The sequence below is a fragment of the Streptomyces sp. RB17 genome, assembly GCF_009604455.1.
Classification (GTDB): domain Bacteria; phylum Actinomycetota; class Actinomycetes; order Streptomycetales; family Streptomycetaceae; genus Streptomyces.
Window position 1 is genome coordinate 205,837 of record NZ_WEGL01000011.1, and the last position, 26,334, is coordinate 232,170.

General features: G+C 72.3%; 19 protein-coding genes and 4 pseudogenes. 13 read left to right on the plus strand and 10 right to left on the minus strand.

Annotated features, from left to right (window positions below):
• Nucleotides 1–10: 10 nt before the first annotated feature.
• Together SRB17_RS38765 and SRB17_RS38770 are read right to left on the minus strand one after the other, a co-directional pair.
• On the minus strand, nucleotides 11–622 hold the full coding sequence (locus SRB17_RS38765; protein WP_323377254.1) for a DedA family protein: 612 nt from the start codon (nucleotides 620–622) through the stop codon (nucleotides 11–13).
• On the minus strand, nucleotides 619–1,392 hold the full coding sequence (locus SRB17_RS38770; protein WP_323377298.1) for an MBL fold metallo-hydrolase: 774 nt from the start codon (nucleotides 1,390–1,392) through the stop codon (nucleotides 619–621). Before SRB17_RS38770 ends, SRB17_RS38765 begins: the two co-directional genes overlap by 4 nt.
• 84 nt (nucleotides 1,393–1,476) lie before the next feature.
• Between SRB17_RS38770 and SRB17_RS38775 the strand changes: the two genes are divergently transcribed.
• Entirely contained in the window at nucleotides 1,477–1,914 is a 438-nt protein-coding gene (locus SRB17_RS38775) for a hypothetical protein (RefSeq protein ID WP_153545919.1), read from the plus strand.
• A gap of 38 nt (nucleotides 1,915–1,952) precedes the next feature.
• On the opposite strand, the gene SRB17_RS38780 is transcribed toward SRB17_RS38775, so the two are convergent.
• Together SRB17_RS38780 and SRB17_RS38785 are read right to left on the minus strand one after the other, a co-directional pair.
• A complete protein-coding gene (locus SRB17_RS38780) occupies nucleotides 1,953–2,345 on the minus strand; it encodes a hypothetical protein (RefSeq protein ID WP_153545921.1) in 393 nt (130 codons plus the stop codon).
• On the minus strand, nucleotides 2,345–4,840 hold the full coding sequence (locus SRB17_RS38785; RefSeq protein ID WP_153545923.1) for a DUF4132 domain-containing protein: 2,496 nt from the start codon (nucleotides 4,838–4,840) through the stop codon (nucleotides 2,345–2,347). Before SRB17_RS38785 ends, SRB17_RS38780 begins: the two co-directional genes overlap by 1 nt.
• A gap of 132 nt (nucleotides 4,841–4,972) precedes the next feature.
• On the opposite strand from SRB17_RS38785, the gene SRB17_RS38795 reads away from it, so the two are divergent.
• The 6 genes and pseudogenes from SRB17_RS38795 (at nucleotide 4,973) to SRB17_RS38820 (ending at nucleotide 13,664) form a co-directional block, all read left to right on the plus strand.
• A complete protein-coding gene (locus SRB17_RS38795) occupies nucleotides 4,973–7,333 on the plus strand; it encodes a phage holin family protein (protein WP_323377257.1) in 2,361 nt (786 codons plus the stop codon).
• 86 nt (nucleotides 7,334–7,419) lie between these two features.
• Nucleotides 7,420–7,965: pseudogene (locus tag SRB17_RS48265) on the plus strand (transposase); the annotation flags it as partial.
• Nucleotides 7,966–8,234: 269 nt separating this feature from the next.
• Nucleotides 8,235–8,900, plus strand: a pseudogene (locus SRB17_RS38805) (DUF2201 family putative metallopeptidase); the annotation flags it as partial.
• Between the two features lie 82 nt (nucleotides 8,901–8,982).
• Nucleotides 8,983–9,408 (plus strand): OsmC family protein, encoded by a 426-nt coding sequence (locus SRB17_RS38810; protein WP_323377258.1) that lies wholly within the window; start codon nucleotides 8,983–8,985, stop codon nucleotides 9,406–9,408.
• A gap of 138 nt (nucleotides 9,409–9,546) precedes the next feature.
• Nucleotides 9,547–11,415, plus strand: a complete 1,869-nt coding sequence (gene dnaK / locus SRB17_RS38815) for a molecular chaperone DnaK (protein WP_153545925.1) — start codon at nucleotides 9,547–9,549, stop codon at nucleotides 11,413–11,415.
• A 1,028-nt stretch (nucleotides 11,416–12,443) separates the two neighbouring features.
• Nucleotides 12,444–13,664 (plus strand): RNA-guided endonuclease InsQ/TnpB family protein, encoded by a 1,221-nt coding sequence (locus SRB17_RS38820; protein ID WP_153545927.1) that lies wholly within the window; start codon nucleotides 12,444–12,446, stop codon nucleotides 13,662–13,664.
• Nucleotides 13,665–13,726: 62 nt separating this feature from the next.
• On the opposite strand, the gene SRB17_RS38825 is transcribed toward SRB17_RS38820, so the two are convergent.
• The 5 genes from SRB17_RS38825 to SRB17_RS38845 all read right to left on the minus strand — a co-directional run bounded on the left by SRB17_RS38825 (nucleotide 13,727) and on the right by SRB17_RS38845 (nucleotide 18,648).
• The gene (locus SRB17_RS38825; RefSeq protein ID WP_153545929.1) at nucleotides 13,727–14,134 is read right to left on the minus strand and encodes a hypothetical protein; all 408 of its coding nucleotides are present in this window, start codon (nucleotides 14,132–14,134) and stop codon (nucleotides 13,727–13,729) included.
• A complete protein-coding gene (locus SRB17_RS38830) occupies nucleotides 14,131–15,849 on the minus strand; it encodes a right-handed parallel beta-helix repeat-containing protein (protein ID WP_153545931.1) in 1,719 nt (572 codons plus the stop codon). The genes SRB17_RS38825 and SRB17_RS38830 overlap by 4 nt, the downstream gene beginning before the upstream one ends.
• A gap of 163 nt (nucleotides 15,850–16,012) precedes the next feature.
• Nucleotides 16,013–16,822 carry an SAM-dependent methyltransferase gene (locus tag SRB17_RS38835; RefSeq protein WP_153545933.1) on the minus strand — a complete coding sequence of 270 codons (810 nt, stop codon included), beginning with the start codon at nucleotides 16,820–16,822 and terminating at the stop codon, nucleotides 16,013–16,015.
• A 36-nt stretch (nucleotides 16,823–16,858) separates the two neighbouring features.
• Complete coding sequence (locus tag SRB17_RS38840) at nucleotides 16,859–17,722, minus strand: helix-turn-helix transcriptional regulator (protein WP_323377260.1); 864 nt, start codon at nucleotides 17,720–17,722, stop codon at nucleotides 16,859–16,861.
• A 95-nt stretch (nucleotides 17,723–17,817) separates the two neighbouring features.
• Complete coding sequence (locus tag SRB17_RS38845; protein ID WP_153545937.1) at nucleotides 17,818–18,648, minus strand: helix-turn-helix domain-containing protein; 831 nt, start codon at nucleotides 18,646–18,648, stop codon at nucleotides 17,818–17,820.
• A gap of 51 nt (nucleotides 18,649–18,699) precedes the next feature.
• Between SRB17_RS38845 and SRB17_RS38850 the strand changes: the two are divergent.
• The 4 genes and pseudogenes from SRB17_RS38850 to SRB17_RS38865 all read left to right on the plus strand — a co-directional run bounded on the left by SRB17_RS38850 (nucleotide 18,700) and on the right by SRB17_RS38865 (nucleotide 23,236).
• Nucleotides 18,700–19,814 (plus strand): annotated as a pseudogene (locus SRB17_RS38850) (ADP-ribosylglycohydrolase family protein).
• A 391-nt stretch (nucleotides 19,815–20,205) separates the two neighbouring features.
• Nucleotides 20,206–20,514: a 4a-hydroxytetrahydrobiopterin dehydratase gene (locus SRB17_RS38855; protein ID WP_153545939.1), complete on the plus strand. Its 309-nt coding sequence runs from the start codon at nucleotides 20,206–20,208 to the stop codon at nucleotides 20,512–20,514.
• Nucleotides 20,515–20,519: 5 nt separating this feature from the next.
• Nucleotides 20,520–21,293, plus strand: coding sequence for a class I SAM-dependent methyltransferase (locus SRB17_RS38860; protein WP_323377262.1), 774 nt, complete (start codon nucleotides 20,520–20,522; stop codon nucleotides 21,291–21,293).
• A 470-nt stretch (nucleotides 21,294–21,763) separates the two neighbouring features.
• A pseudogene (locus SRB17_RS38865) lies at nucleotides 21,764–23,236 on the plus strand (cellulase family glycosylhydrolase).
• A 137-nt stretch (nucleotides 23,237–23,373) separates the two neighbouring features.
• Here SRB17_RS38865 and SRB17_RS38870 read toward each other — a convergent pair.
• The gene (locus tag SRB17_RS38870) at nucleotides 23,374–24,138 is read right to left on the minus strand and encodes a phytanoyl-CoA dioxygenase family protein (RefSeq protein WP_323377264.1); all 765 of its coding nucleotides are present in this window, start codon (nucleotides 24,136–24,138) and stop codon (nucleotides 23,374–23,376) included.
• A gap of 147 nt (nucleotides 24,139–24,285) precedes the next feature.
• Between SRB17_RS38870 and SRB17_RS38875 the strand changes: the two genes are divergently transcribed.
• Both SRB17_RS38875 and SRB17_RS38880 read left to right on the plus strand, forming a co-directional pair.
• The gene (locus SRB17_RS38875; RefSeq protein WP_153545943.1) at nucleotides 24,286–25,209 is read left to right on the plus strand and encodes a class I SAM-dependent methyltransferase; all 924 of its coding nucleotides are present in this window, start codon (nucleotides 24,286–24,288) and stop codon (nucleotides 25,207–25,209) included.
• Nucleotides 25,210–25,621: 412 nt separating this feature from the next.
• Complete coding sequence (locus tag SRB17_RS38880; protein ID WP_153545945.1) at nucleotides 25,622–26,323, plus strand: SDR family oxidoreductase; 702 nt, start codon at nucleotides 25,622–25,624, stop codon at nucleotides 26,321–26,323.
• The last annotated feature ends 11 nt before the right edge of the window (nucleotides 26,324–26,334 follow it).

The following is a 26,334-nucleotide window of genomic DNA, read 5'->3' on the forward strand; positions in this document are numbered from 1 at the left end:
CCCGGCGGCGCTACCGGAACCGCCGCACCACACTCGGCACAGCACTGATAACCACGGTCAGCCCCACCGCCACCACAACCCCCTCCCACGGCTCCCGGAACAACGAACCCCCCAGAACGCCGACGGCTTGATAGGTGGCCGCCCAGGCCAGACACGCGGGCAGATTCCCCCGAGCGAACCGCCTGAGCGGCCACTCCGCCATCAGACAAGCCAACATCACCGGAATACGACCGGCAGGCACCAGCCGAGACAACACCAGTACGGCAACTCCATGTTCGGACAGCTTCCCCCGCGCCTGCGCGAGTCGTTCCTCCGGCGCCCGGCTCCGTATCGCCTCCAGCCACCGCGACCCGTTCCGCGACCGCATCCCGCGCCGCCCCAGCCAGTACAGCGCCGCGTCCCCCAGGAACGCGGCCGGCGACGCCGTCAGGAACACCAACGCCAGCGCGAACGGCGCCGTCTGGTGAAAGGCCACCACCGCCGCCGAACTCACCAGCGCGCCCGTCGGCACCACCGGCAGCAGCGCCCCGATCAGCACCAGCAGGAACAACGACGGATAGCCCACCGCCTGCTGCGTCGACTCGGTCGTCACGGCTCTCGACGCATCGGCGAGCCACGTCACCGCGCGACCTCCAGCCGCACAGTCTCGCCGTGCCCCAGCTTGTGCACCGCCACCTCCGGCGCCGCCACGGCCGCCAGCCGCACGAACTCGTCCCCCGGCGCGTGGAATTCGTGCGGGCGCACGGCGTCCATCCCGATCGGCCAGTACGTGCCGTAGTGCACCGGCACGGCCGCCCGGGGTGCCAGCCGCGCCAGCGCCCGCGCCGCCCGCCCCGGGTCCAGATGCCCCTCACCGAGATACGGCCCCCAGCCGCCCACCGGCAGCAGCGCCACGTCCACCGGCCCTACCTGCTCGGCCATGGCGTCGAACAGCCCGGTGTCCCCGGCGAAGTACGTCCGTGCCGCGCCCTCCACGACATAGCCGAGCGCGGGCGAGCGGTGCGGGCCCACCGGCAGCCGCCGCCCGTCGTGCCGGGCCGGCACCACCCGCACCAGCAGATCGTCGATCCGCACCTCGTCCCCGGGCATCACCTCCGTCACCCGCAGTCGGTGCAGCCGGCGCAGACCGGGCACCGCCCGGGGTGCGCCCCGAGGCACGAGCAGGCGCGTGCCCGGGGCGAGCTCCGCCAGCGAGGGCAGATGCAGATGGTCGGCGTGCAGATGGGAGACGAGCACCACGTCCGCGTGACGGGCCGCGGCCGGCGGCACGGCACCCCGGCGCCGCCGCAGATGCGCCAGCCGGCGGGCGAACAGGGGATCGGTGAGCACCCGTATGTTCGCGTCCCGCACCGTGCAGGTGGCGTGACCCCACCAGGTGATCTCCACCGGCACCCTCTTCGCCTCCTTCACGCGACTCCCCGAAGCCTACGGGCAGGAGTAGGGTCGGCGGCGAAACCCGGAGGTGAGGGGGACGCCATGGGACAGCTGCGGGGTACCTCCGACACGCCCGCGCCCGCGCCGGTGCGGGTCATCGCGATCGCCAGCCTGACCCCGCTGGAGGAACTGGACGCGGACCCCTTCCTCGTCGACTCCCGCAGCCAGCACGCCATGTGCGCCCGCTGGGCCGCCGAACGCGGGTACGTCATCGCCCGGGAACTCCTCGTCGGCGGACTCCGCTTCGACCACGGTGCGCTGTGGGACGGCGTCCGGCCGGGAGTGGACGTCTTCGTCGCGCCCAGCCTGCGCGTGCTCCGGCGCGCTCTCTCCTCGGTCGAGGCGTTCACCGCCGAGTGCGCGCGCCGGGGCGTGCGCGTGGAAACCGTCGGACGGGCCGAGCCGTCGTACGACGCCCAGATGAAGGCCCGCGTCCACCGCCGGCTGTCCATGCCGACGGCCGGCTACGACGGCCGATAGGCCCTGCACCCTGTGTGCTGCGCCCTGCGTAGCTTCCTTCAGCCGCCGACGAGGGCGACGAGCTTGATGAACACCAGGTCGGGATCGGCGGTGAGATCCACGACGTCGTCCAGATCCTCGACCTGGCGGTCGCCGGCCAGCACGAAGAACCCGTTGGCCAGGAAGGCGCGCTCGGCGATCTCGGCCTGACGCTCCGCGTCGATGCGGCGGGGCTCGCGCAGCCGGCGGCCGCCCCGCTCCGTCTCGGCGTCGGCGGGGCGTACCAGGCCGTTGAACCGGTCTCCGGGCCGGGCGTTGTGCCGGGCGACCTCCTCCCGGACCCGGAGTCTGATCAGCTCCCGTACGGTCATCCGCTCCGGCAGCCCGGTGACCTCCCACACGGCGACCGGCCTGCCCGTCGCCGTCTCGTCCCGGAACGTCACGGTGGCCATCAGGCACCCCTCTTGATCTGCATGAGGATGGTCTCGTCGGTGATCTTCGTGTCGGCGGCGAGCAGGAAGGCCTTGCTCAGGATCAGCGAGAGCCGGTCGTCCTCGAACGGCAGGAACACCGTGCCGCTGCCCTGGCTGCGTGCCGGGACGACGCACAGGTAGCTGTCGTCCGGTTCCATCAGGATGTTGGCCGAGCCCAGGTGGATCCGGTAGGTGCGCAGATCGCCGCGGACGACCAGGAAGCGGCCGTCGAGCGTGCAGCGGTCGGCGATCCTCAGCCGCGGCAGGATCCGTGCCAGGGCGTCGCGGCGGACCTGTGCGCTCGCGGTGAGCTCGCCGAAGGTGGTCGTCCGCCAGTACGCGGCATGGCGGTCCTCGCCCCGGTCCGTCCAGTCGGGGTCGGCGGCGATCGAGGTCACCCCGACGAACAGGTCCACGTCCCGCATGGCCTCGCTGAACACCAGCGGCGGCACCTCCTCCAGCCGGACCTCCCGCCAGCGCCGCCCGTCCCGCCGCTCGAAGCGGACCTGGTCGGTCGCGGCGTACAGCGGCGCGTAGTCGCGGTCGTCCTCCTCGGCGGGTTCGTGATGGAAGCAGGCCCGCCACTCGCCGTCGCCGAACTCGGCCCGGGCCAGACCGTCGTAGCCGCCGTCATAGCGTCCGAGGAAGTTGGCCTGCCAGCCGCGCTGCTTGAACAGGGCGTACAGGCGCGGGTAGTGGACGATGTGGGCGGCGAACCGGTTGGAGTAGACGCCGGTCCGCTCCTCCGCCGCGGTGAGCCGGTATATCTCGCGGAAAGCCTGTTTGAACGGCTGCCGCAGGCTCTCCGCGAGGATCCGGGCCCGCCACGTACCGACCTCGTCCACCGACGCCCGCACCGGATGCCACAGCCGGACGCGCCGGGGCGCACCGGAGGGTCCGGCCGCCGGCGCCGCCGCGCGCCACGCGCCGTCCGCTCCCTGGAACTCCCAGATCAACCCCCGGACGACGACGCCGGTCACCGGGTGGTCGCGGTAGTGGCGGCACCATTCGTCGTACGGCCACGTGCGCCCCGCCGACATCAGCGCCTCCACGCGCGCCCGCTCACCCGACAACGTGCCCCGCACCGCCTTGGCCAGGGCCTTCAACTCCGCGAGTTCGTCGGGGAATCCGGCCTTCACCGGCGCCGGGGCGGTACGGGACGTGCGTCCCTCGGGTCCTGTGAAGGTCAGCCGTACCGTCTGCGCGTCCTCGATCGCCACCCGCGCCCGGTATCCGCCCAGCTCCCGTTCCAGCAAGCCGTCCGGGGCCAGGCCATGGGCGGGCACGCTGCGCTCGACGAGCTGCCCCGCGGTGATGCCCTGCCGCGCGGCGGCGGTCGCCAGGGCGGTGTCCAGCTGCTTGCGCAGGGCCCGGTGCCGGATCCGGGAGCGCAGCCGCCACAGTGCCTCCAGGGCGGCCGGATCATCGACCTCGGCCAGGGCGTTGATCGTGGCGCCCGCGAGCTTGGGGTCCTCGGTCACGTCCCTTGCCGGGCCGCCGGTGCGCAGGGCGAGCGCGTGGAGGTACGGCACCGATGCCGGGCCGGCGGCCAGCGCGGCCGCCCAGACGAGGCCGCGTGCCAGGTCCCCGTCGTTCTGGTGGACGACGTAGTGGTAGTGGTAGCCGCCGGATAGCCAGCCGGCGTGGGGGCCGCTTCCCCTGCTGCACACCGGATCGCCCTCGGCAAGCGCGCGCAGGACCTGTTGCACCATGTCCCGCCCGGACACCGCGTCCACGAGGGTGAGGCAGGTGCGTCGCCAGCGCTGGGTCGGACGCGGTCCGGACAGGCTCGCCAAGTGCCGTACGAAGTCGGCGAGTTCGCGGGGCGGCGCGGTGCTCGCGCGCTCGCGCAGGGCGGCGGCCCAGGGGGCGTAGGCGGGAATCAGCCCCTCGGGGACGTGCGCCTCGTCCGCGCTCGCGAGCAGTTCCCGCAGCCGCCTGGCGAGCGGTCCGCGCAGGCGCGCCTCGACGCGGGAGTCCTGGAGTTCCGCGTGGGCGTGCCGCAGCCACGGGGCGAGCGCACGGCAGCCGTCAGCGTCGAGTTGCCCGGCGGCGGTCAGTGCCGTGTCCAGCGCGTCGGCGAACCGGTAGCCCCTGTCGTACTCGGCGGCGCGGAGCAGCAGCACGCCTACCTCGTCCGGTGTCCAGCCGCGCACCCGCGAGATCAGGGCCTCGATCTCGGTGTCGTACGACCAGAAGCCGGTCCCGTCGAACCGGGTGGCCAGCATCAGGCACAGGACCGCGGCCCTGCCCTCCTCGTCCTCGCAGGCCGCGAGCCGGCCGTCGATCTCCGCCTGGACCGCCGTGCTCGCCCCTCTCGACCGCCGGTGCTCGTGCCCCATGGCCAGCCGAAACTCGGCCCGCTGACGCTCCAGCAGGCCGACGAGCCAGCGGACACGGCCGAGTGCGGCGGACCTCACGTCGTCGAGCGGGTCGTTCCTCCGGGACTCCGCCACCAAGGCTTCGTAGAGCATGCCGGGAGGATGACAGAGGGGACTGACAACGCGATCAGCTCGGCTCTGGGGCGGGCCACGTGCGGTGGACCCGTGTGACAAGGTGGAGCGAGGCCCGGGCGTCGAGCGGGGCGGGACGTGGGGGGGCGAGGAGTGCGAGGCGTGCGGTGGCGGCGGGTCGCCAGTCAGATCGGTCGGAGCGTCGCCGTATGGGCGGTGTCCACCCTCACCATGCTGGTCCTCGCCGCACTCCTGCCCGACTTCCAGCTCCAGTCCGCCGACGGCGACAGCGCCACCCGTATCGCAGTGACCGCCGCCTGCGGCGCCGGCGCCTTCGGTGTGCTGTCGGCCGTGGTGTGGCCGCTCCTGGTCCGGCTCCTGCTGCTCGTACCGGCCCTCGTGCTCGGCCTGCTGGTCTTCTTCCTCAACGGGTCCCTGCTGCTGCTCGCCCTGCGCATCAACCCCTCCGGCCGGGGTGAGGCGGCCCCCGAGACCGCCGTGATCGTGGCCGCGGTGATGTCCGCCGTCGCCTCGGCCACCGGCGCGGCCCTCGCCGTACGCGACGACGAGACCTACCGGCGCCGCCTGCACCGCCTCGCCGCCCGCCGCCGCAGATCCGACCCGCCCTGCCCCACCACCCCCGGCCTGGTCTTCGTCCAGCTCGACGGCGTCGGCCACGACGTCCTCGACGACGCGGTCCGCAACGGGCTGATGCCGACGGTCGCGGGCTGGCTGGGGACGGGCGACGGTATGCGATCGACCGCGGACGGCGACGGCGTGCGGTCCGCTGGCGACGGTCTGCGGCGAGCCGGCGGCGATATGCGGTCGACCGGCGACGGTATGCGGCCGTGTTGCGACGGCCTACGGCGCAGCGGCGACGGTATGCAGTCGACCGTCGACACGCAGCAGACGGACGGTATGCAAGCGACCGTCGACGTGCGGCAGGCGGACGGTATACAGGCGACCGTCGACGCGCCGCAGCCGAACTGTCCGGCCCGCCCGACCCACCGCCTCACCCCTTGGCGCACCGACTGGTCCAGCCAGACCGGTGCCAGTCAGCTCGGCATCCTCCACGGCAGCACCTTCGACGTGCCGGCCTTCCGCTGGTACGAGAAGGACCGCGGGGAGGTGATGGTGTGCAATCGACCGACGAGTGCCGCCGAGCTGCAGCGCCGCGCCATACTGCATACAGGCGACGGTGGACTGCTCACCGTGGACGGTGCCAGCCGCGGCAACCTCTTCAGCGGCGGCGCCGGTGAACAGGCCCTCGTGCTGTCCATCGCGGCCCGCCGCCGAGGCCGGGAGAACCGTTCCCGCGCCGGTTACTTCGCCTACTTCTCCGACCCCGCAAACGCCGTCCGTACCGCCCTGTCCTTCGTCGCCGAGGTGGTCCGCGAGATCGGCCAGTCCACCCGCGCGCGCATGCGCGGGCAGCGCCCCCGGGTGAGCCGCGGCGGTCTCTACCCGCTCATCCGCGCCTTCGCCACCGTCGTCGAACGGGACGTCGTCGTCGCGGCGGTGATGGGCGACATGCTCGCCGGGCGCACCGCCGTCTACGCCGATCTCGTCGCCTACGACGAGGTCGCCCACCACTCCGGTCCGTGCAGCCGGGACGCCGAGAAGGTCCTGCAGCGCCTCGACCGCTCCCTCGCCCTCCTCCAGCGGGTCGCCGAGCACGCGCCCCGTCCGTACCGCATCGTCGTCCTGTCCGACCACGGGCAGAGCCCCGGCGAGACCTTCCGCTCCCGCTACGGCCTCACCCTCGGCGATCTGGTCCGGGCCGGCTGTGGGCTGCATGTGCCGCGCCGGGCAGAACGCACGCACAGCGGTGCCGAGGCCCGGGCCGCCGTACGCGCGGCGCTGCGCCGGCCCGTGGAGGAGAAGAGCAAGCCGCACCGCCCCACCCCCGGCTCCGAGCCGATCGTGCTGGCCTCCGGCAACCTCGGCCTGGTCTCCTTCCCCGACGTGCGCCATCGCATGACCAAGGAGGAGATCGACGCCCGCCACCCCGCCTTGCTCACCACCCTCGCCAACCACCCCGGCATCGGCTTCCTGCTGGTGCGCAGCGCGGAGTACGGCGGTGTGGTGCTGGGTGCCTACGGCGCCGAAATCCCACTGGACAGGCTCGACGAGCAGCCCGGACCGCTGGCCCGGTTCGGTCCCGGCGCCGCCGGCGCGGTCCGCCGTACCCACTCGTTCCCGCACACCGCCGACATCATGGTGAACTCCGCCCTCGACCCCGCCGACGGCGAGGTCCTCGCGTTCGAGGAGCAGATCGGCTCCCACGGCGGTCTCGGCGGAGCCCAGTCCCACCCGTTCCTGCTCTCGCCGCTGGAGTTGTCCGCACCGGTCGACGGCGAGGAGGAACTGACCGGCGCCGAGCAGGTGCATCAGGTGCTGCGCCGCTGGCTGGGCGAGCTGAACGGGCCCCAGGTCCCGCTGACCGGCGACTCCGGTACCAGCGACTCCGGTACCGACGGCACGGACGGCACCGAGGACGAGCGGGCCGCCTGAAATCCGGCTGCGCCCGCACCGCCGTACGCCCACACTGTTCGAGTCGTTCCCGACCGTCCCTCGAACCCCCGCAAGGAGGCCCAGCGTTGCAGGCCGCCGTCACCGTCACTCCCGTCCGCGTCCCCGAACTCCTCCTCGGCCTCGCCACCGTCCGGCCCGTGTTCCGCTGGGACGCCCCCGGCATCGGAAAGTCGTCCCTGGTGCGGGAGTTCGCCGACTCGCTCGGCCTGGAGTGCGTGAGCCTGCTCGGTACGCAGCTCGCCCCCGAGGAACTGATCGGCGTGCCGCAGATCCGCGACGGGTGGTCGGTGTTCTGCCCGCCGGAGACGATCCGGGTGGTACGCGCAGCGTTCCCCAAGGGGACGCTCGCGGTGCGGATCCGGGAGGAGCTGGGGCCGTTGTTTGAGGATGAGGCGTTTGCCGAGGCGTTTCCCCGGCTGGGGTGTCCTGCCGTCTCGCCCGGGGCGCTGGCCCTGGTGTCGGTGATGCAGTACGCGGAGGGGCTGACCGACCGGCAGGCTGCTGATCAGGTGCGGGCCCGCATGGACTGGAAGTTCCTCCTCGGCCTTGAGCTGGATGATCCCGGGTTCGATCCCTGTGTTCTGAGCTTGTTCCGGGCCCGCCTGATCGAGCATGGGTTGGAGCAGAAGACGCTGGAGCTGCTCTTGGAACGCCTGCGGGGGCTGGGATTGCTGAAGGCGGGCGGCCGGCAGCGGACCGATTCCACGCATGTGCTGGCGGCGGTGCGGACGCTGAACCGGATGGAGTTCGTCGGTGAGACGCTGCGAGCGGCCCTGGAGGTGTTGGCGGTCGCGGCTCCAACGTGGCTGTCCGGCCTGGTCACGGCCGAGTGGGCCGAGCGCTACGGGCCGCGCGTGGACGATTACCGCTTCCCCAAGGCGTCGACCTGGACGGGTTCTACCGGCGCGGCCTCAGCCGCGGCCTGGATCTGCACCAGGCGCAGGAGCGCGGCTTCCTGCCCGGCGGCCTCGTCCAGGAGATCCGCGCGCTCAGCCATCCGCCGCTGCCCTGGGACGCGCAGCTCGCCCGCTGGTTCGACGAGTTCGTGCCCCGCCCGGAGCCCGTACGATCCTTCGCCCGCCCCGCCCGCCGTCAGGCCTCCACCCCGGACATCCCGCGTGCGGGCCGCTGGTTCCCCCCGGAGGAGATCGCCCGCTGCACCTTCGGGGCGGTCCTCGACACCTCCGGCTCGATGAGCCGGACCCTGCTCGGCAAGGCGCTCGGCGCGATCGCCTCCTACGCCGAGGCCCGTGACGTCCCGGCCGCCCGCGTGGTGTTCTGCGACGCCGCCCCGCACGACGCCGGCTACCTCCCGGTCACCGAGATCGCGGGCCGGGTCCGGGTGCACGGGCGCGGCGGTACGGTCCTGCAGCCCGGCATCGACCTGCCGCACCGGGCCGAGGACTTCCCGCCCGCCGCACCGGTGCTGGTGATCACCGACGGCTGGTGCGACGTGCTGCGGGTGCGCCGGGAACACGCTTGTCCGATCCCGCAGGGAAGTCACCTCCCGTTCACGCCGCGTGGGCCGGTCTTCAGAGTGCGATGAGCCCGGATGTGATCGGATAGGAGCACGGAAAACCCCCGTAACGGGATCTCACGTCACGGGACCCGACGCGAAAGGAACCATCGTGGCCACCACGCGCACCGCGCACACGCTCTGGGAAGGCAACCTGCTCCAGGGGCACGGCGTCGTCACGTTCGACTCCTCCGGCATCGGCGAGCAGCCAGTGTCGTGGGCGTCGCGCGCCGAGCAGGCCAACGGCAAGACCAGCCCGGAGGAGCTGATCGCCGCCGCCCACTCCAGCTGCTTCTCCATGGCCCTCTCGCACGGTCTGGCCGGCGCCGGCACCCCGCCCACCCGGCTGCAGACCAAGGCCGACGTGACCTTCCAGCCGGGTGAGGGCATCACCGGCATCCACCTCACCGTGCGCGGCGAGGTGCCCGGTCTGGACGCGGAGGGCTTCGCCTCGGCCGCCGAGGACGCCAAGAAGAACTGCCCGGTCAGCCAGGCCCTGGCCGGTACGACCATCACCCTGACGGCCGAGCTGGCCTGACGCTCGTACGGCCCTCGATGCCGCGCCCCCGTTCCGGGGACGCGGCATCGCCGTGTCCGGGTACCCGGGCATTGACAGCGTCGCGGGCACGTCCTGTGCTGGGAGTGCGGCAGGCGCCCGGGCGGAAGGGGACGGACCATGGCACGTGCGGTCGGGATCGATCTCGGGACGACGAACTCGGTGGTGGCCGTCCTGGAGGGCGGCGAGCCCACGGTCGTCAGCAACGCGGAGGGTGCGCGCACCACACCGTCCGTGGTGGCGTTCGCGAAGAACGGGGAGGTGCTGGTCGGCGAGGTCGCCAAACGGCAGGCCGTGACCAACGTCGAGCGCACCGCCCGCTCGGTGAAACGGCACATGGGAGACGCTTCCTGGCGTTTTCCTGAGCAGGGTTCCATCGACGGCACCCGGCTGCGCGCGCAGGAGCTGTCCGCGCGGGTGCTGCAGAAACTGAAGCGGGATGCGGAGGCCTACCTCGGCGAGGACGTCACGGACGCGGTGATCACCGTGCCGGCGTACTTCGACGACTCCCAGCGGCAGGCCACCAAGGAGGCCGGCGAGATCGCGGGCCTGAAGGTGCTCAGGATCATCAACGAGCCGACCGCCGCCGCCCTCGCCTACGGCCTGGACCGGGCCGACGAACAGACGGTCCTGGTGTTCGACCTCGGCGGCGGCACCTTCGACGTGTCCCTGCTGGAGATCGGCGACGGCGTCATCGAGGTGAAGGCCACCAACGGCGACACCCACCTCGGCGGCGACGACTGGGACCAGCGGATCGTCGAGCACCTGGTGAAGCGGTTCAAGGGGAGCTACGGCATCGACCTCGGCGCCGACAAGATGGCGGTGCAGCGGCTGCGCGAGGCCGCCGAGAAGGCCAAGATCGAGCTGTCGTCGTCCTCGGAGACCTCGATCAACCTGCCCTACATCACCGCCTCCGCCGAGGGCCCGCTGCACCTGGAGGAGAAACTGACGCGCGCTCAGTTCCAGGAGCTGACCGCCGACTTGCTCGACCGCTGCAAGAAGCCCTTCCACCAGGCCGTCCAGGACGCCGGGATCCAGCTGTCCGCGATCGACCACGTCATCCTCGTCGGCGGCTCCACCCGGATGCCCGCCGTCACCGACCTGGTCCGCGACCTCACCGGCAAGGACCCGCACAAGGGCGTCAACCCCGACGAGGTGGTCGCCGTGGGCGCCGCGCTCCAGGCCGGTGTCCTGCGCGGCGACGTCAAGGACGTCCTCCTCCTGGACGTCACCCCGCTGTCCCTCGGCATCGAGACCAAGGGCGGCATCATGACCAAGCTGATCGAACGCAACACCACGATCCCTACGCGCCGTTCGGAGATCTTCACCACCGCCACCGACAACCAGCCCTCGGTCGGCATCCAGGTCTATCAGGGCGAACGGGAGATCGCGGCGTACAACAAGAAGCTCGGCGTCTTCGACCTCACCGGGCTGCCGCCCGCGCCGCGCGGCGTCCCGCAGATCGAGGTGGCCTTCGACATCGACGCCAACGGGATCATGCACGTCTCGGCGAAGGACCTGGCGACGGGACGCGAGCAGAAGATGACGGTGACGGGCGGTTCGGCGCTTCCCAAGGACGACATCGACCGCATGATGCGGGACGCCGAACAGTACGCCGAGGAGGACCGCAAGCGCCGTGAGGCCGCCGAGACCCGCAACCAGGCCGAGCAACTCGTCTACCAGACCGAGAAGTTCATCCGCGACAACCACGACCGCGTCCCCGCCGACACGCGTGGCGAGGTCGAGACGGCCGCGGCGGAACTGAAGACGCTGCTGGAACAGAACGCCGACACCACCGCCCTGCGCACCGGCGTGGAGAAACTCGCCACCGTCAGCCAGAAGATGGGCCAGGCCATGTACGCGTCCGCCTCGGCCGACGGCCAGTCCGCGCAGGAGAGCACGAGCGGCGAGAGCACGGCCGACGCGGACGGCGTGGTCGACGCGGAGATCGTCGACGACGAACCAGGCAGCAAGGACGGAGCCGCCTGACACCGCCCGGGGCTCACGCCGGCCCGGCAGGGAGTGTCCGGCGCTCATGCCGGTCCACGCGGGGTGCCCGGGGCTCATGCCGGGATCAGAGGGGCCCGGGCTCATGCAGGCGCAGGGCCACCTGGGCTCACCTCGGCTGCGGGGGAGCCTGTGGTTCACGGCGGGTACAGGGGAGTGTGCGACTCACAACTGCTGTGAGGGCAACCGAGCCTCATACCGGGCAGAGGCGCCCGGGGCCCACACCGGCGCGAGAACCGACCGGAGCTCGGCCGGCCCGTCAGGCAGCACCCGGGGCTCACGCCGGCCTGGCAGGGAGTGCCCGGGGCCCATGCCGGTCCGCGCGGGGTGCCCGTCCGGAGTTCATGCCGGTCCGCGCCGGGCGGCCGGGGCTGGCGTCGGTCCGCGCGGGGCGCCCGGGGCTCGCGTCGGCCTGGCAGGGAGTGTCCGGAGTTCATGCCGGTCCGCGCGTGGCGGCCGGGGCTCGTGCCGGTCCTCGCTGGGCGCCCGGGGCTCACGCCGGCCTGGCAGGAAGTGCCCGGGGCCCATGCCGGTCCGCGCGGGGGTGCCCGTCCGGAGTTCATGCCGGTCCGCGCCGGGCGGCCGGGGCTGGCGTCGGTCCGCGCGGGACGCCCGGGGCTCGCGTCGGCCTGGCAGGGAGTGTCCGGAGCTCACGTCGGTCCGCGCGGGGCGCTCGGGCTCACGCCGGCTGGCAGGGAGTGTCCGGAGCTCGACCGGCCCGGCAGGGAGTGTCCGGATCTCGGCCGGCCCGGCAGGGACCGCCCGGCGCTCGTACCGGTCCGCGCGGGCCCGGGGCTGACGTAGGCCCGCGGGGGGCATCGCGGGGTTCACCGGGTTCCTCCGAGGATGCCCTGGCCTTCAGGCCGGGGAGGAATCGGACTCCTGCGGAGCAGGGCAGGGATAGCCGGGTCGCCGTCAGGGCGATCCGGCGTCCACCCCGCACGGCGGTGATGTCGCCCGCAATGATCAAGAACTCTCAACTGTCAGTCCTCTCAGGTAGGTTCGGATGCATGACGGCAGAGGCGACCACGAAGGACACCGGGCATGCCCGGTACACCTTCCGTGTGCGCCTGTCGGCTGCCGCGCGGCGCGCACTTGAGGCGGAGTGGGCGCGCTGCCGGTGGATCTGGAATGAGTGCGTCGCGAAGTCCCAGCAGGTGCACGCGAAGAACCGGGCGACGGGTGAGAAGGTGACCTGTGGTCCGGGGCAGTTGGACAAGATGCTGACCGAGGCACGCGGGGTGACGCCATGGCTGGCTGAGGGCGCGAGCGTGCCGCAGCAGCAGGTGATTCGGGACTTTGCCAAGTCCCGTGCCAAAGCGCTGAAGGACATCAAGGACCGGTTGCCGATGCACCGCCGGGCCCAGATGCCCCGCTTCAAGAAGAAGCGGGAGGCGCGGTGCAGCCTCAACTACACGAAGCGCGGTTTCCGCCTCAAGGACGGCCGCCTGCACCTTGCGGGCCAGATCGTGCTGACGGTGGTGTGGTCGCGGGACCTGCCCGCCGACCCGTCGAGTGTGCGGGTGTACCAGGACAGCCTGGGCCACTGGTATGGGTCCTTCGTCGTCCCGGCTCAGGTTGAGCCGCTCTCTGAGACCGGCCGCGTCCTGGGCGTGGACTGGGGTGTGAAGGAGACTGCCACCACCACCGACGACGCCTACGATCTGCCCCATGCCGAGCACGGCAAGCGGGCCGCGCAGCGGCTGGCGAGGTACCAGCGGATGATGGCCCGGCGCCGGCCTTCGAAGGGACAGCCCGCATCCGCGGGCTACCGGGCCGCGCAGGCGCAGGCGGCGAAGCTGCACAAGAAGATCGCGAGGCAGCGGGAGGACACCGGCCGCAAGTGGGCCAAGTCCGTGATGCGCGGCCATGACGGGGTTGCGGTGGAGGACTTTAGGCCGAAGTTCCTGGCGAAGACCACCATGGCCCGCAAGGCGGCCGATGCCGCCATCGCCGCGACCAAGCGTGCCCTGTGCGAGATGGGCCGCAAGCACGGGCGGGACGTCCGTCTCGTGCACCCGGCGCACACCACGATGGACTGTGCCAAGTGCGGAGCGAGAACCAAGCACGCACTACCTCTGTCGATGAGAACGTATGCCTGCACCGTGTGTGGAGCCGTGTCCCCCAGGGACAAGAACTCCGCCCGCGTGATGCTGGTCCGGGCAGGTTGGAACCCGGACGGTGTCGAGGGCGTCAGACCACCTGAGCCGCTGGCTCCGGTGGCGGCCTGAGCCGTAAATCCCCGCTCAGCCCTGGAGGGTGACGAATCCCCTCCCTTCAGGGAGGGGAGCCTTCAAATGAGTGTGGTCAGGTTTCTGATCGCCTCGTGTGCCCACTCCTGTGCGCCCGCCTCCACTCCGGCCGCGGCACCTGTGGCGACCGGGGCCAGGGCCCCCTTGAGGCCGTTCAGCGCCCGCCGCAGCCGGCCCGGCTCGGGTGCCTCGGGCCCGGTGATCTCCGCGAGCACCTCCTCGGCCGCGGCCTCGGCGTCCACCTGGTCCTGCTCCGCGAGGCCCGCCTGCGGCAGCTGCAGCAGCAGGTCGCCCACGAGCTGCGCGAGCGCCTCGAAACCGGGTGCGGGCGCGGTGTCGTTCCGCTGGTACTGGGTGACGGTCTGGTTTCCCCAGGCGATCTGGTTGCCCGAGACGGGTCCGAGGAACACCGGACCGCCGGGGGCGCCCTGCTGCTGCGGGTCGGTCATGAGCCGGCTCCGTCCTGTGTGGTCATCCGCTGGATGACGTGGGAATTGCCGAAGGCGATCTGGGAGTTGGTGACGGCCTTCATGAAGACCGGGGCGTTGTAGGTGACGTAGGTGTTGACGACGGGCGGCGGCGGGGGAGCGGCCGGCTCGGAGAACTGCTTGGCGACCCGCAGCGAGGAGTCGAGCGAGACGACCTCGACGCGGCCGTTGTGCTGTACGGCCATGCTGCCCGGCGCGCCCGTCACTGAACAGTCCACCAAGCGGCCCGTGCTCATCTCCTGCGCCGACACGGCCGCGTATCCGCAGTGGGCGAACCGGCTCCCGGCCACGTCCACGAACGCCGAGCCCGTGCAGCCGAGGCCGGGGCCGTCCGGCCCGGTGACGGACAGGTTCCGGGCGACCAGCATCGAGCTGCCGATGGCGAGCACCCCCATGCTCATCTCGGCGACCTCGCAGTCGTCCAGGTACAGCTGGGACTCCTCGATGGCGGAGAAGCCCACGAGCCCGCGCCGTGCGGTGACCCCCCTGACCGTGACCCGTGACATGCCGCCCGAACTCACCGACCCCAGTTCGCAGTCGTCGAACCGCCCACCGGTCAGCTCCGCGGTGGTGTCGGCGGGGCCCAGCGTCTCCAGGCCCGCCGCGCAGCGCTCGACCCGCACGTCCTCGAACACCGCCTTGGCGTCCTCCCGTACCCGCAGCGCGACGCTTCTCAGGTTCCGGGCGTCGATCCGGCTGAAGCGGCCACGGCCCTTGTCGACGACCGCGACACCGACGTGGCCGCCCACGATCCGGCAGCCGGCGACCGTGGGCGCCCCGCCCCGCGTGACGAGCACCGACACGGTCCGGGCGTCGACCACCTCGCAGTTCTCGAACGTCCCCCGGCCTTCGTCCGGGACGTTGATGCCCGTGTCCCGGCAGTCGGCGAACACACAGTCACGGACGACGGGATCGCTGCCGGTCGTCGCCGCGACCCCGTGTTCGGCGTCGCTCACCCGGCAGCCCCGCATCAGACCCCGGGACTGCCCGGTGTACAGCACCCCCTCGGCCTGTACGGCGCTGATCACGCAGTCCGTGACGGTCATCTCCGCCCGCGTGTCCGCGCACACGGCCGCCTGCCCGGTACCGGTCAGCTCGCACCCCGTCAGCTCGGCCCGGGCGTCGCTGACCCGCACCCCGTGGATCCGGCTGCCGGTGAACCGGCTGTCGCGCAGGGCGATGCGGCCGCCCTCGATCACCGCGACGGCGTTGTCGGCGGCGTCGGTGAACCGGCACCGCTCCACGCTCCCCGCCGCCCCGGAGAACAGCACGCGTCCGTAACGGAACTCACTGTCCGTCAGCGTGGCCGCCGTGCCCCGCCGGGCGTGCAGACAGACCCCGCCGTGCGCCCGGACCGCCACCCGGTCCAGTACGAGCGTGCCCGCGTGCAGGTCGACGACGTCCGCGTCCCGCCCGACCAGCTCCAGTCCGCGCACCACCACCGACCCCGCGGCGTCCAGCACGCTGCCCCCGGCCGGGTTCACCACCACGGAGCCGGGTTCACCGTGCGCGGCCAGCTCGACCTCGCCCCGCACGGTCAGGCGCTCCGGGTAGTGTCCGGGCTCGATCTCCACCCGCGCCGGACCCCGCCGCCCGTCGGCCGCCCGCAGCGCGGATGCGATGTCCGCGTAGGTGCCCCGTCGCCCTCCCGGTGCGACCACGTACCGTCTCACCATGTCGGCATTCCCCCGCCGTGCTCATCGATGGCGCCGTTCGCTCGCGGCGACCGATGCTACCGGAGTACGCGGCCGCCCCAGCCGTTCCCGACCGCCGCCCCGGGCCGAACAGCCGTGAATTCAGGGCGCGGTGACGACACGGCCGGAACCGGACCCGTACGGGTCAGCGTTTGACCGCCACCCCCGCGTACACCGGCACGACCCCCTCCGCCTGCGCCGCCACGTCCACCGGTTCCGGGCGCCAGCCGTACACCGGGATGACGCCGGGACCGAGCAGCTCCAGACCGTCGAAGAAGCGGGAGAACTCGGGGAGCGTGCGGGGGTGGAACGGCGTACCGCTGCGACGGAACAGCTCGGCCGCCGCGGCCACCCCCTCGGGGCTGAGATCCTGGGTGACCTGGGAGAGGATCAGGAAACTGCCGGGGGCGAGCTCGTCGACGTACCGCTCGACCAGTCCGAACACATCGTCGTCCTGGTCACCCAGATAGTGGGTGAGCGCCACCAGGGACAGCGCGACCGGGCGGCCGAAGTCCAGGCACTCGCCCGCGAGCCGCAGGATGGTGCCGGGATCGCGGACGTCGGCGTGGATGTAGTCCGTGCCGCCCTCGGCGGAACTCTGCAGCAAGGCCTCGGCGTGCCGGAGCACGATCGGGTCGTTGTCCGCGTACACCACCCTGGACTCCGGGGCCACGCCCTGGGCCACCTGGTGCAGATTGGGCTCGGTCGGGATACCGGTTCCGATGTCGAGGAACTGCCGTACCCCGGCCTCCGCCGCCGTACGCACGGCCCGGTGCATGAACCGGCGGTTGGCCCGCGCCCCGCGCACCACCGTGCCGTCCACGGCGAGGATCCTCCGGGCCAACTCCTCGTCCACCGGGTAGTTGTCCTTGCCGCCCAGCCACCAGTCGTACACCCGGGCGGGGTGCGGACGGCTGGTGTCGATCGGCATGGGCGTGGCATCGCGTGCGGTCATACGGCTGTTCCCCCAGGGCTCGGTCCGGACGTGGCGTCACAAGGTCGTGCGGAACTCCCGCAGCAGGGTCCGGGTGCGCTGCACCGACGTGGCGCGGGCCGTCATGTGGTCCAGCACCTCCAGATGCGCGGCCACCTCGGGGCGGGAGTCCAGGTAGAGCGCGCCGGTCAGGTACTCGGTGAACACCATGTCCGGCAACTCCGGCTCGGCGAACCGGAACAGCGTGAACGGCGCGTACGTCCCCGGATGCGGGCCCGCCGCGAACTCGGCGACCTGCAGCGTGACCCGGTCCCGCTCGGCGTACTCCAGCAGCCGGTCCAGCTGCTCGCGCATGACGGCGCCGCGCGTGCTCACCGGGCGCCGCAGCACCGTCTCGTCCATGATCACCCACAGGTGGGGCGGGTCGTCGCGCTCCAGCAGCCGCTGCCGTTCCATGCGCAGCGACACATGCCGTTCCACGCTCTCGGGCGAGGTCTGCCCGATCGTCCCGGCCTCCAGCACCGCCCGCGCGTAGTCCTCGGTCTGCAGCAGACCGGGTATGAAGTGCGGCTCGTAGGAACGGATGATCCGGGCGGCGCCCTCCAGGCTGACGTACAGGCTGAACCAGTCCGGGAGCACGTCGTGGAACCGCTGCCACCAGCCCGGCTGGTTCGCCTCCTCGGCCAGCCGCACGAACGCGGCGGCCTCCTCCTCGGGCACCCCGTAGGTGTCCAGCAGCACCTGCACGTAGGGGATCTTCAGCGCGACCTCGGCCATCTCCATCCGGCGTACGGTCGCCGACGCCACCCTGAGGACCCTGGCGGCCTCCTCCCGGCCGAGGCCCGACGCCTCGCGCAGTTCCTGCAACCGTTTACCGAGCACCACCTGGCCCACGGTCGGCGCAGCCCGCCGCTCACTCACGCCACGCCCTCCCCTACGCGCCGAAGTACGCGGGCAGTCTGCCATGTGATCCTCTCTCGCACACGAGTCCGAGGGGATCCGGCCGACGGAAGCGGTCAAACGGCAAGCGTGTGCAGGTACTTGGCGGTCGCCGGGTCCGCCGGCAGGAACGTCTCGATGGCGAGTTCGGCGACCGTCACGTCCATCGGCGTGTTGAAGGTGGAGATCGACGACACGAACGACAGGATCCGGCCGTCGTGCTCGATGAGCAGCGGCAGCGCGAAGTACGCGGGGGACTCGGCCGGTTCGTCACCCGGAGTCTCCTCCGGCACCGGGTAGGCGGCCACCTCCTCGTACAGGGCCCGGAGCCGGTCCGAGCGCTGCAGGGCGATCTGCCGCTCCATCTGCGCCAGCAGATGCCCGCGCCACGCCCGCAGATTGCGGATGCGGGGTGCAAGGCCCTGCGGATGCAGGGTCAGCCGCATCGCGTTCGGCTGCGACAGCAGTGTCTCCGGCACGCCGTCCAGCAGCATCATGACGCCCCGGTTCGCGGCCACGACCGTGTAACCGGCGTCGACCACCAGCGCCGGACAGGGCTCATAGCCCTGGATGAGGCGTTCCATGCCGTCACGCAGCGCGTCCAGCGCCGGGTCGTCCAGCGGGGTCTCCGGATAGTGCGGGGCGTAACCGGCCGCCAGCAGCAGCGCGTTGCGCTCGCGCACCGGCACGTCCAGATGCCCGGCGAGCCGCAGCACCATCTCCTCGCTCGGCCGGGACCGCCCGGTCTCGATGAAGCTGATGTGCCGGGCCGAGGAGTCGGCGCGCAGCGCCAGCTCCAGCTGGGAGATCCGGCGCCGCTCCCGCCAGGCGCGCAGCAGCGGGCCGACGCCCTTGTCGGCGGTGGAGGCGGTGGCGGACGCGGAGGGACCGGAAGCGACAATGGCCATACGCCCGACCGTAGTCGAGGAACCGCAGCCGAGGAGTTGCTTCCGGTGCGCATGAACGAGCCGTGGTCCAAGCCGTGGCGGGCCTCGTCCCCCCAGGCGTCCCTTCAGGCCGCGGCCGTCCACCGGGCCAGGGTCCGCGGCTGTGTCTCCTCGGCGGCGCGGTCGGTGACGCCCTCGGTTACCCGGTGGAGTTCGCCTCCCTGGACCGGATCCGCGCCGGCCACGGAGCACGCAGCGTAACCGGTTTCGTAACCGGCGCCCACGGCGCGGTCGGCCTGATCAGCGACGACACCCAGATGACCCTGTTCACCGTGGAGGCCCTGATCCAGGCGCACGCACGGCAGCGCGAGAAGGGCATCGGCGGCGCCTGGCCCCTGCTGCTGCGGCAGGCGTACGAGCGCTGGCTGCAGACCCAGTCGAAGCCCGGCCCCGAACAGTCCGCACCGCAGCCCGGCGCACCGTCCGGCGGACTGGTCACCGAGGCCTGGCTCTATGCCCGCCGCGCCCCCGGCAACGCCTGCCTGTCCGGCGTGGCCCAGATGTACGCGCCCGACCCCGCGCTCCCGCTGGACGGCACGCCGGGCGAGGTCAACCCCGACTCCAAGGGCTGCGGCACGGTCATGCGCTCGGCCCCCTTCGGCCTGGTGAGCCCCGCCGAGGAGGCCTTCGCCATGGCCGCGCGCGGCGCCCAGATCACCCACGGCCACCCGACCGGCTACTACGCGGCCGGCGCGCTCGCCGCGATCGTGGCGCACCTGGTCGCCGGGGAGTCCCTGGAGGGCGCCGTACTGCGCACCCTGCGGCTGCTGGAGCGGCACCGCGGCCACACGGAGACCGCCGCCGCCCTGCGCGCCGCCCTGGACCTCGCGGCCGACGGGACGCCGGCGGCCGAGAAGGTGGAGTCCCTCGGCGCGGGCTGGGTCGCCGAGGAGGCCCTTGCCATCGGCGTCTACTGCGCGCTCGCCGAGCCCGCCGCCGAGCAGGCCCTGCTGCTGGCCGTCAACCACTCGGGCGACAGCGACTCCACCGGCTCGATCTGCGGCAACCTGCTCGGCGCGCTGCACGGCGACACCGGCCTGCCGCATGCCTGGGTCGCCCGGGTGGAGGGCCGCGACCGGATCGCCGCGCTCGCCGACGACCTCGCGGCGGAGTGCGCACACGGCTGACGCGGCGCCGGGCATGGCGGTGGAGTGGGCGTACGGGTGGTGTGGTCGGCCTCGGGATGCAGTGGGCGTACGGGTGGGCTGTTCGGCTTCGGGGTGGAGTGGGCGTACGGGTGGGCTGTTCGGCCTCGCGGTGGGGTGCGGACACGGCCGGCGCGGTCGGCTTCGGGGTGGAGTGGGCGTACGGGTGGGGTGGTCGGCCTCGGGGTGGAGTGGGCGTACGGGTGGGGTGTTCGGCCTCGGGGTGGGGTGCGGACACGGCCGGTGTGGTCGGCCTTGCGGTGGGGTGCGGACACGGCCGGTGTGGTCGGCCTTGCGGTGGAGTGGGGACACGGCCGGCGTGGCAGGCTGAACCCGTACCCGTGTTCCCGCCGACTCGAAGGGAGACCCGGCCATGGCCGTCGAACCGCTGTCGCAGAAGGAGATCGAGGACCGGCTCGCCGAGCTGCCCGGCTGGTCGGTCGACGACGCCGGCCGGCTCACCCGCTCCTACCGCCTCGGCTCGCATGTCGCGGCGGCGGCGCTGGTCATGCACATCGCCGCCGTCCAGGACGAACTGGACCACCACTCCGACCTCACCCTCGGCTACAACACCGTCTCCCTCAGCGTCCACACACACAGCGCGGGCGGCGCACTCACCGCGAACGACTTCGCGCTCGCCCGCAGGGTGGAGGACCTCTCCCCGGGTCACCACGCACACTGAGGGGCGTGCTCGACTACGACAAGGAAGCCGACGCCTATGACGCGTCCCGCGGCGGCGAGGCCCGCGCCGCGGCGGCCACGGAGGCGGTGCTCGGTCTGATCCCCGAGGGGCCGGGCCGTCTCCTCGACGTGGCCTGCGGCACGGGTATCGTCACCCGCCGGCTGGCCGCCGGGCGCCCCGCGCTGCGGGTGACGGGCGCCGACCTCACCGCCGCCATGGTGCGCAGGGCTGGCGCGCGGCTACCGGGCGCGATCGTACGGGCCGACAGCCGCCGGCTGCCGTTCCGCACCGGCACCTTCCACGCCGTCACCAGCATCTGGCTGCTGCATCTGCTTCAGGACGCCGAGGACGTCCGCGCGATCGTCGCCGAGTGCGCCCGGGTGCTGCGACCCGGCGGCATCTACGTCACCACCGTCGACAAGGCCGCGGCGCACGACGTCGGCAGCGACATCGACGCCGTGCTCGCCGCCCGTCCGCGCCGCCCGGCGCGGGACGCCGCCGCCACCGTCACCGCGCACGCCGCCCGGCACGGGCTCCGGCCGGCCGGCGAGACCGTGTTCCCCGGCGTCGGCCAGGGCCGCAGCCCCCGCGCCACCGTCGCCGACCTGCGCCGTGGCTGGTTCACCCAGCTGCCACCGGGCGAGCCGCGCACCGAGGAGTTCGCCGCGCGCCTGTCCCGCCTCCCGGACCAGGACCGCCCCCGCCCCGACCCGGTGTTCGCGCTGCGCGCGTTCCGGAAGGCCGCGGCGGGACAACGGCGAGGGCCGACAACACCTTGAGGGGGACGAGCGAGGACAGGGCGGCCCCCCCTGTGCGGATGGGGGCCGCCCGTCGCCGTACGCGGAGCCTTCGCGGGGCTGTGGCGATTCGAATAGCTCCGCGTACGAACCCATGTAGACCGTCCTGGTAGTGGTCCCACATGCCGTCCAGCAGCGCCTTCGCCACGACGGTCCACAACCGCCGTACGGCGGCTCTGCGCCCGCGTCAGGGATCCATGTGCTGGTTCCTCCTTGCGGCGTGGGGGAGAAGTCAAGGCTTGAACCAGTGGGAGCGCTCCCATAGTGATGACGACCCTGTGAGCCGTCAAGGTGCTCGAAGAGTCGAAAAGATTCGACCGAGCCCCTTGCGGAAAGGTCGGCAACTCCCCTGTGCAGCAAAGCCACTTGGCGCTACCTTCCTGCGCACCAGTGGGAGCGGTTCTGGCCAGTCGACGCGTCCGTCACGGCGCGCCCAACTGTAGGAGTCGCTCATGCGAAACCCCCCGCGTTCAGTACTTTTAGCCGCCGCCGGAGCAGCCACGCTCGTCGCGAGCGCGATCGTCCCGGTGGTGTCGGCCCAGGGAGCCACGCCCGCGTGCACGGTGGACTACTCCGTCACCAACCAGTGGGACGGCGGCTTCCAGGGATCGGTGAGGATCACCAACAACCGGGCAGCACTGAGCAGTTGGCGGCTCGGGTTCGACTTCGCCGACGGCCAGAAAGTAACCCAGGGCTGGAACGCCCAGTGGTCCCAGTCCGGCAGCACCGTGACCGCCGGAAACGAGAGCTAAAACGGTTCCCTCGGCACCGGTGCGAGCGGCACCGCCGGCTTCCTCGCCTCCTGGTCGGGCCGCAACACCGCGCCGACGGTGTTCACGCTCAACGGAACGATCTGCAACGTCGACACCGAGCCGACACCGCCGACCACACCGCCCCCGTCCTCCGGCGGCACCGCCCCCGCCCTGCATGTCTCCGGGAACAAGCTGGTGGACGCCACCGGCACCCCCCACCGGCTGCTCGGCGTCAACCGCTCCGGCGGCGAGTTCATGTGCGTCCAGGGTTACGGCATCTGGGACGGCCCGGTCGACGACGCGGCCATCGGGGCGATCGCCGACTGGAAGGTCAACGCCGTGCGCATCCCGCTCAACGAGGAGTGCTGGCTGGGTCTTTCCAACATCAAGCCCGAGTACGGGGGCGCCAATTACATCGCCGCCGTCAAGGACCTGGTGGCCCGCGTCGAGGCGCACGGTCTGACCCCGATCCTCGACCTGCACTGGTCCTACGGCCAGTACACCGGCAACTCGGCCGGCTGCTCCGACGTCCACGCCACCTGTCAGAAGCCGATGCCCGACATGCAGTACAGCCCGTCGTTCTGGGCGTCGGTGGCGAGCACCTTCAAGGACGACCCGGCGCCGGTGTTCGACCTGTTCAACGAGCCCTACCCGGACCGGGCCACCTCCAGCAGCACCGACGCCTGGAAGTGCTGGCGGGACGGCGGGACCTGCCCCGGGATCTCGTACGAGGTCGCCGGTATGCAGGATCTCGTCGACAGTGTCCGGGACGCCGGAGCCAGGAACGTCATCATGGCCGGTGGGCCGGCGTATTCCAACGACCTCAGTCAGTGGCTCACGTACAGGCCCACCGACCCGGCCGGCAATCTGGCCGCCGCCTACCACGTCTACAACTTCAACACCTGCTCGACCGAGAGCTGCTGGAACTCCACCCTCGCCCCGGTCGCCGCCCAGGTGCCGCTGATCGCCGGTGAGATAGGCGAGAACACCTGCGCGCACGCGTTCGTCGACCAGGTCATGAAGTGGTTCGACGACCGGGACCTGTCCTATCTGGGCTGGACCTGGAACGCCTGGGACTGCTCCTCCGGCCCGTCCCTGATCTCCGCCTACGACGGCACACCCACCGCGTACGGCATCGGGCTGCGCGACCACCTGCGCGCCCTGAACCCGTAGACACCGCGAACCCGTGGACACCACGGACGACAGAAGGAACCGGCACTCATGAGCCGTACCAGAACCTCGCTGCTCGCGCTGATGCAGAACGCCTATCCGCCGCTGTCCTGACCCGGTGACCTCCGCCGGGGTCGGCCCTACCGGCGCAGACCCCGGCGGATCGCGCGCTCCACCGGCGCGAACCCGCCGTGCGGCCGCTCCAGGTCCAGGGGCACCGCCGGATACAGCGGCGGCTGCGCCATGAACCGCGGCCGGGCGCCGTGGTGCGGCTGGGCCGCGTGCACCAGGAACGGATGGCAGAGGTAGACGTCACCGGGGCGGCCGGTGGCGTGGGCGAGCGGGCGGTGGGCCGTGGCCCGGTCGAGCCGGGGACCGAGTTCCAGGATGGACGCGCCCGCCTCGCCGTACGGCTTCAGCAGTTCCGGCACGTCCAGGTGCGAGCCGACCCTGATCCGCGTCGGGGCGTCGGCCTCGGTGACCTCGCTGAACAGGAACAGCATCAGCAGCGCGCGGTCCCGCGAGCGCAGGTTGGCGAAGTACCAGCTCTCTCCCTCGGGGAGATAGCTGCCTTCGATGTGCCAGCCCGCGTCGTCCGGCTCCTCGGTGTGCGGGAAGCGAAGCGGGAACGAGCCCAGCGAATGACGCGGCACCCACCGGCCCGCACCGACGAGCAGATCGAACGCCGCGTGCAGGACAGGGGAGTTGACCGCCGCGTCGAACGGCTCCTGGGCCATGTCCCCGACCCACACCACCGGATCCTTCCAGGTGCCGGGAGCGTCCGGGTCGTAACCGGTTTCCCGCCACAGCAGCCGGGCGCAGTCCTCGGCGACAGGGGTGGGGACCGCGCCGTCGATCTTCACGAAGCCGTCGCCGAGGAAGCGCTGCACCAGTTCGTCGTCCACGGGGCCCCATGCTGGCGCCGTCACCCGCTCGGGCGCACCTTGTTTCTTTTGCCGCACCGGCATCTTTTTTGCGGCACCGGCAACGAAACTGGCCTCTCCCCGTGTGCCGTCGCACGCTGGCCGCATCCGAGCGAGAGGCTGAGCGACATGGCACACGACCACCAGGCCCACCACCACAGGCACCCCACACGGCACGGCCACGGTGACACCCACGCTCACACCCACGGCGGCGACGTCGACTGGGGCGCGATGGCGGCGCTGCTGGAGGCGGAGGCCGAGGTGACCGCCCCGGCATACGCGCGCGCCCTGGCCTGGCTGGGCAGGGAAGTGACCGAGCCCGGGCTGATCGTGGACGCGGGCAGCGGGCCCGGAGTGATCGCCTGCCTGATGGCGGAGACGTTCCCCGGCGCGCGGGTGGTCGCCGCCGACGCCTCCGAACCGCTTCTGGAGCACGCCCGGGCCCGTGCCGCCCGCCAGGGCGTCGCCGACCGCTTCGGCACCCTCGCGGGGGAACTCCCGGACTCTCTGGCCGAGTTGGACTATCCGGCGGACCTGCTGTGGGCCAGCCGCAGCCTGCACCACCTCGGCGACCAGAAGGCCGCGCTCACCGCGTTCGCCGCCCGGCTCGCCCCGGGCGGCACCCTGGCCATCCTGGAGGGCGGACTGCCCAGCCGCTGTCTTCCCCGGGACATCGGCTTCGGCCGCCCCGGACTGCAGGCCCGCCTCGACGTGCTCCAGGAGGCCCGCTTCGCCCGGATGCGCGCCGAGCTGCCCGGCGCGGTCGCCGAGACCGAGGACTGGCCGGCCCTGCTGACCGCGGCCGGCCTGAAGCACACGGGCACCCGCAGCTTCCTCCTCGACATCCCCGCCCCCGTACCGGACCGGGCCCGCGCCTTCGTCGTCGGTGCACTGACCCGCACCCGGGACATCCACGCCGACGCCCTGGACGCCGAGGACCGCGCCACCCTCGACCGCCTCCTCGACCCCGCCGATCCCGCCGGCGTCCACCACCGCCCCGACGTCTTCATCCTGGCGGCCCACACGGTGCACCGGGCGGTACGGCCGATGTGACCTGGCGTATCGCCGGAGGTTCGGGTGCGGTGCCGAGTACGACCCCGGGGCCGCACGCCCTCCCGCCCGCGCCGCTTCTCGCCCGCGCCACTCAACACCGCCCCGCCCGCGCGAACACGCTCACCCGCGCACCCCGCACCATCCACGTCCGGCACTCCTCGAAGTGCCCGGGGGCACCTGGCGCTTGACCGCCTCGCGCGGATCCGGGTCCACCGGCTGTCCCACCGGGTCCGGCCGTCGGACCCGAAGCGGGCCGTCGTCGTCCGCTCACGTGCGCACGGCGTGCCGGTCCCGCCGCATGGCAGCGCCACCTGCCGTCGGTGCCGTACCGCCGTACCTGCGACGGCACTTGACTTGAAGAGTGCTCCAAGTGATGGACTGCCGGTCTCACCGACACACAGGGGGACCTCACATGAACGACACTCCGGTCGCACTCGTCACCGGCGGCGCCACCGGCATCGGCGCCGCCGTCGCCCGGCAGTTGCTGGCCGCCGGGCACCGGGTCGCCGTCACCGGCCGTACGGAGGCCCGGCTGCGGGACTTCGCCGACGGGCTCGGCAATCCCGAGGAGCTGCTGACGGTCGCCGGTGACGCGTCGGCGTTCGATGACATACAGAATGCTGTCGACCGCACCCTCAAGGCGTACGGCCGACTGGACACGGTCGTCGCCAACGCCGGCTTCGCCACCCATGACACCGTGGCCGAGGGCGACCCGGCCGGCTGGACCGAGATGGTGCTCACCAACGTCCTCGGCCCGGCCCTGCTCATCCGGGCCTCCGTCGAGGCGCTGAAGGAGTCCCGCGGCCGGATCGTCCTCATCGGCAGCGTCGCCGGGTTCGTGAACACCCCGGGCAACATCTACGGCGCCACCAAGTGGGCGGTCACCGGGCTCGCCGAGAACACCCGGCGTCAGGTCACGGAGTACGGGATCGGTGTGACGCTGGTCGCCCCCGGCCGGGTGGAGACCCCGTTCTGGGACGGGCTCGGCAGCCTGCCGCCGGGACACCTGCTGACCGCCGACCAGATCGCCGACTCGGTGGTCTGGGCGATCCGGCAGCCGGCCGGGGTCGACGTCAACACCGTGGTCGTACGTCCGCTGGGCCAGCCCAACTGACGTACGGCGCC

Excerpts from the sequence above, each read along its gene's own strand:
- SRB17_RS38775 (WP_153545919.1), top strand. The coding sequence starts at position 1,477 with ATGGGACAGCTGCGGGGTACCTCCGACACGCCCGCGCCCGCGCCGGTG.
- SRB17_RS38780 (WP_153545921.1), bottom strand. The coding sequence starts at position 2,345 with ATGGCCACCGTGACGTTCCGGGACGAGACGGCGACGGGCAGGCCGGTC.
- SRB17_RS38785 (WP_153545923.1), bottom strand. The coding sequence starts at position 4,840 with ATGCTCTACGAAGCCTTGGTGGCGGAGTCCCGGAGGAACGACCCGCTC.
- dnaK (WP_153545925.1), top strand. The coding sequence starts at position 9,547 with ATGGCACGTGCGGTCGGGATCGATCTCGGGACGACGAACTCGGTGGTG.
- SRB17_RS38820 (WP_153545927.1), top strand. The coding sequence starts at position 12,444 with ATGACGGCAGAGGCGACCACGAAGGACACCGGGCATGCCCGGTACACC.
- SRB17_RS38825 (WP_153545929.1), bottom strand. The coding sequence starts at position 14,134 with ATGACCGACCCGCAGCAGCAGGGCGCCCCCGGCGGTCCGGTGTTCCTC.
- SRB17_RS38830 (WP_153545931.1), bottom strand. The coding sequence starts at position 15,849 with ATGGTGAGACGGTACGTGGTCGCACCGGGAGGGCGACGGGGCACCTAC.
- SRB17_RS38835 (WP_153545933.1), bottom strand. The coding sequence starts at position 16,822 with ATGACCGCACGCGATGCCACGCCCATGCCGATCGACACCAGCCGTCCG.
- SRB17_RS38845 (WP_153545937.1), bottom strand. The coding sequence starts at position 18,648 with ATGGCCATTGTCGCTTCCGGTCCCTCCGCGTCCGCCACCGCCTCCACC.
- SRB17_RS38855 (WP_153545939.1), top strand. The coding sequence starts at position 20,206 with ATGGCCGTCGAACCGCTGTCGCAGAAGGAGATCGAGGACCGGCTCGCC.
- SRB17_RS38875 (WP_153545943.1), top strand. The coding sequence starts at position 24,286 with ATGGCACACGACCACCAGGCCCACCACCACAGGCACCCCACACGGCAC.
- SRB17_RS38880 (WP_153545945.1), top strand. The coding sequence starts at position 25,622 with ATGAACGACACTCCGGTCGCACTCGTCACCGGCGGCGCCACCGGCATC.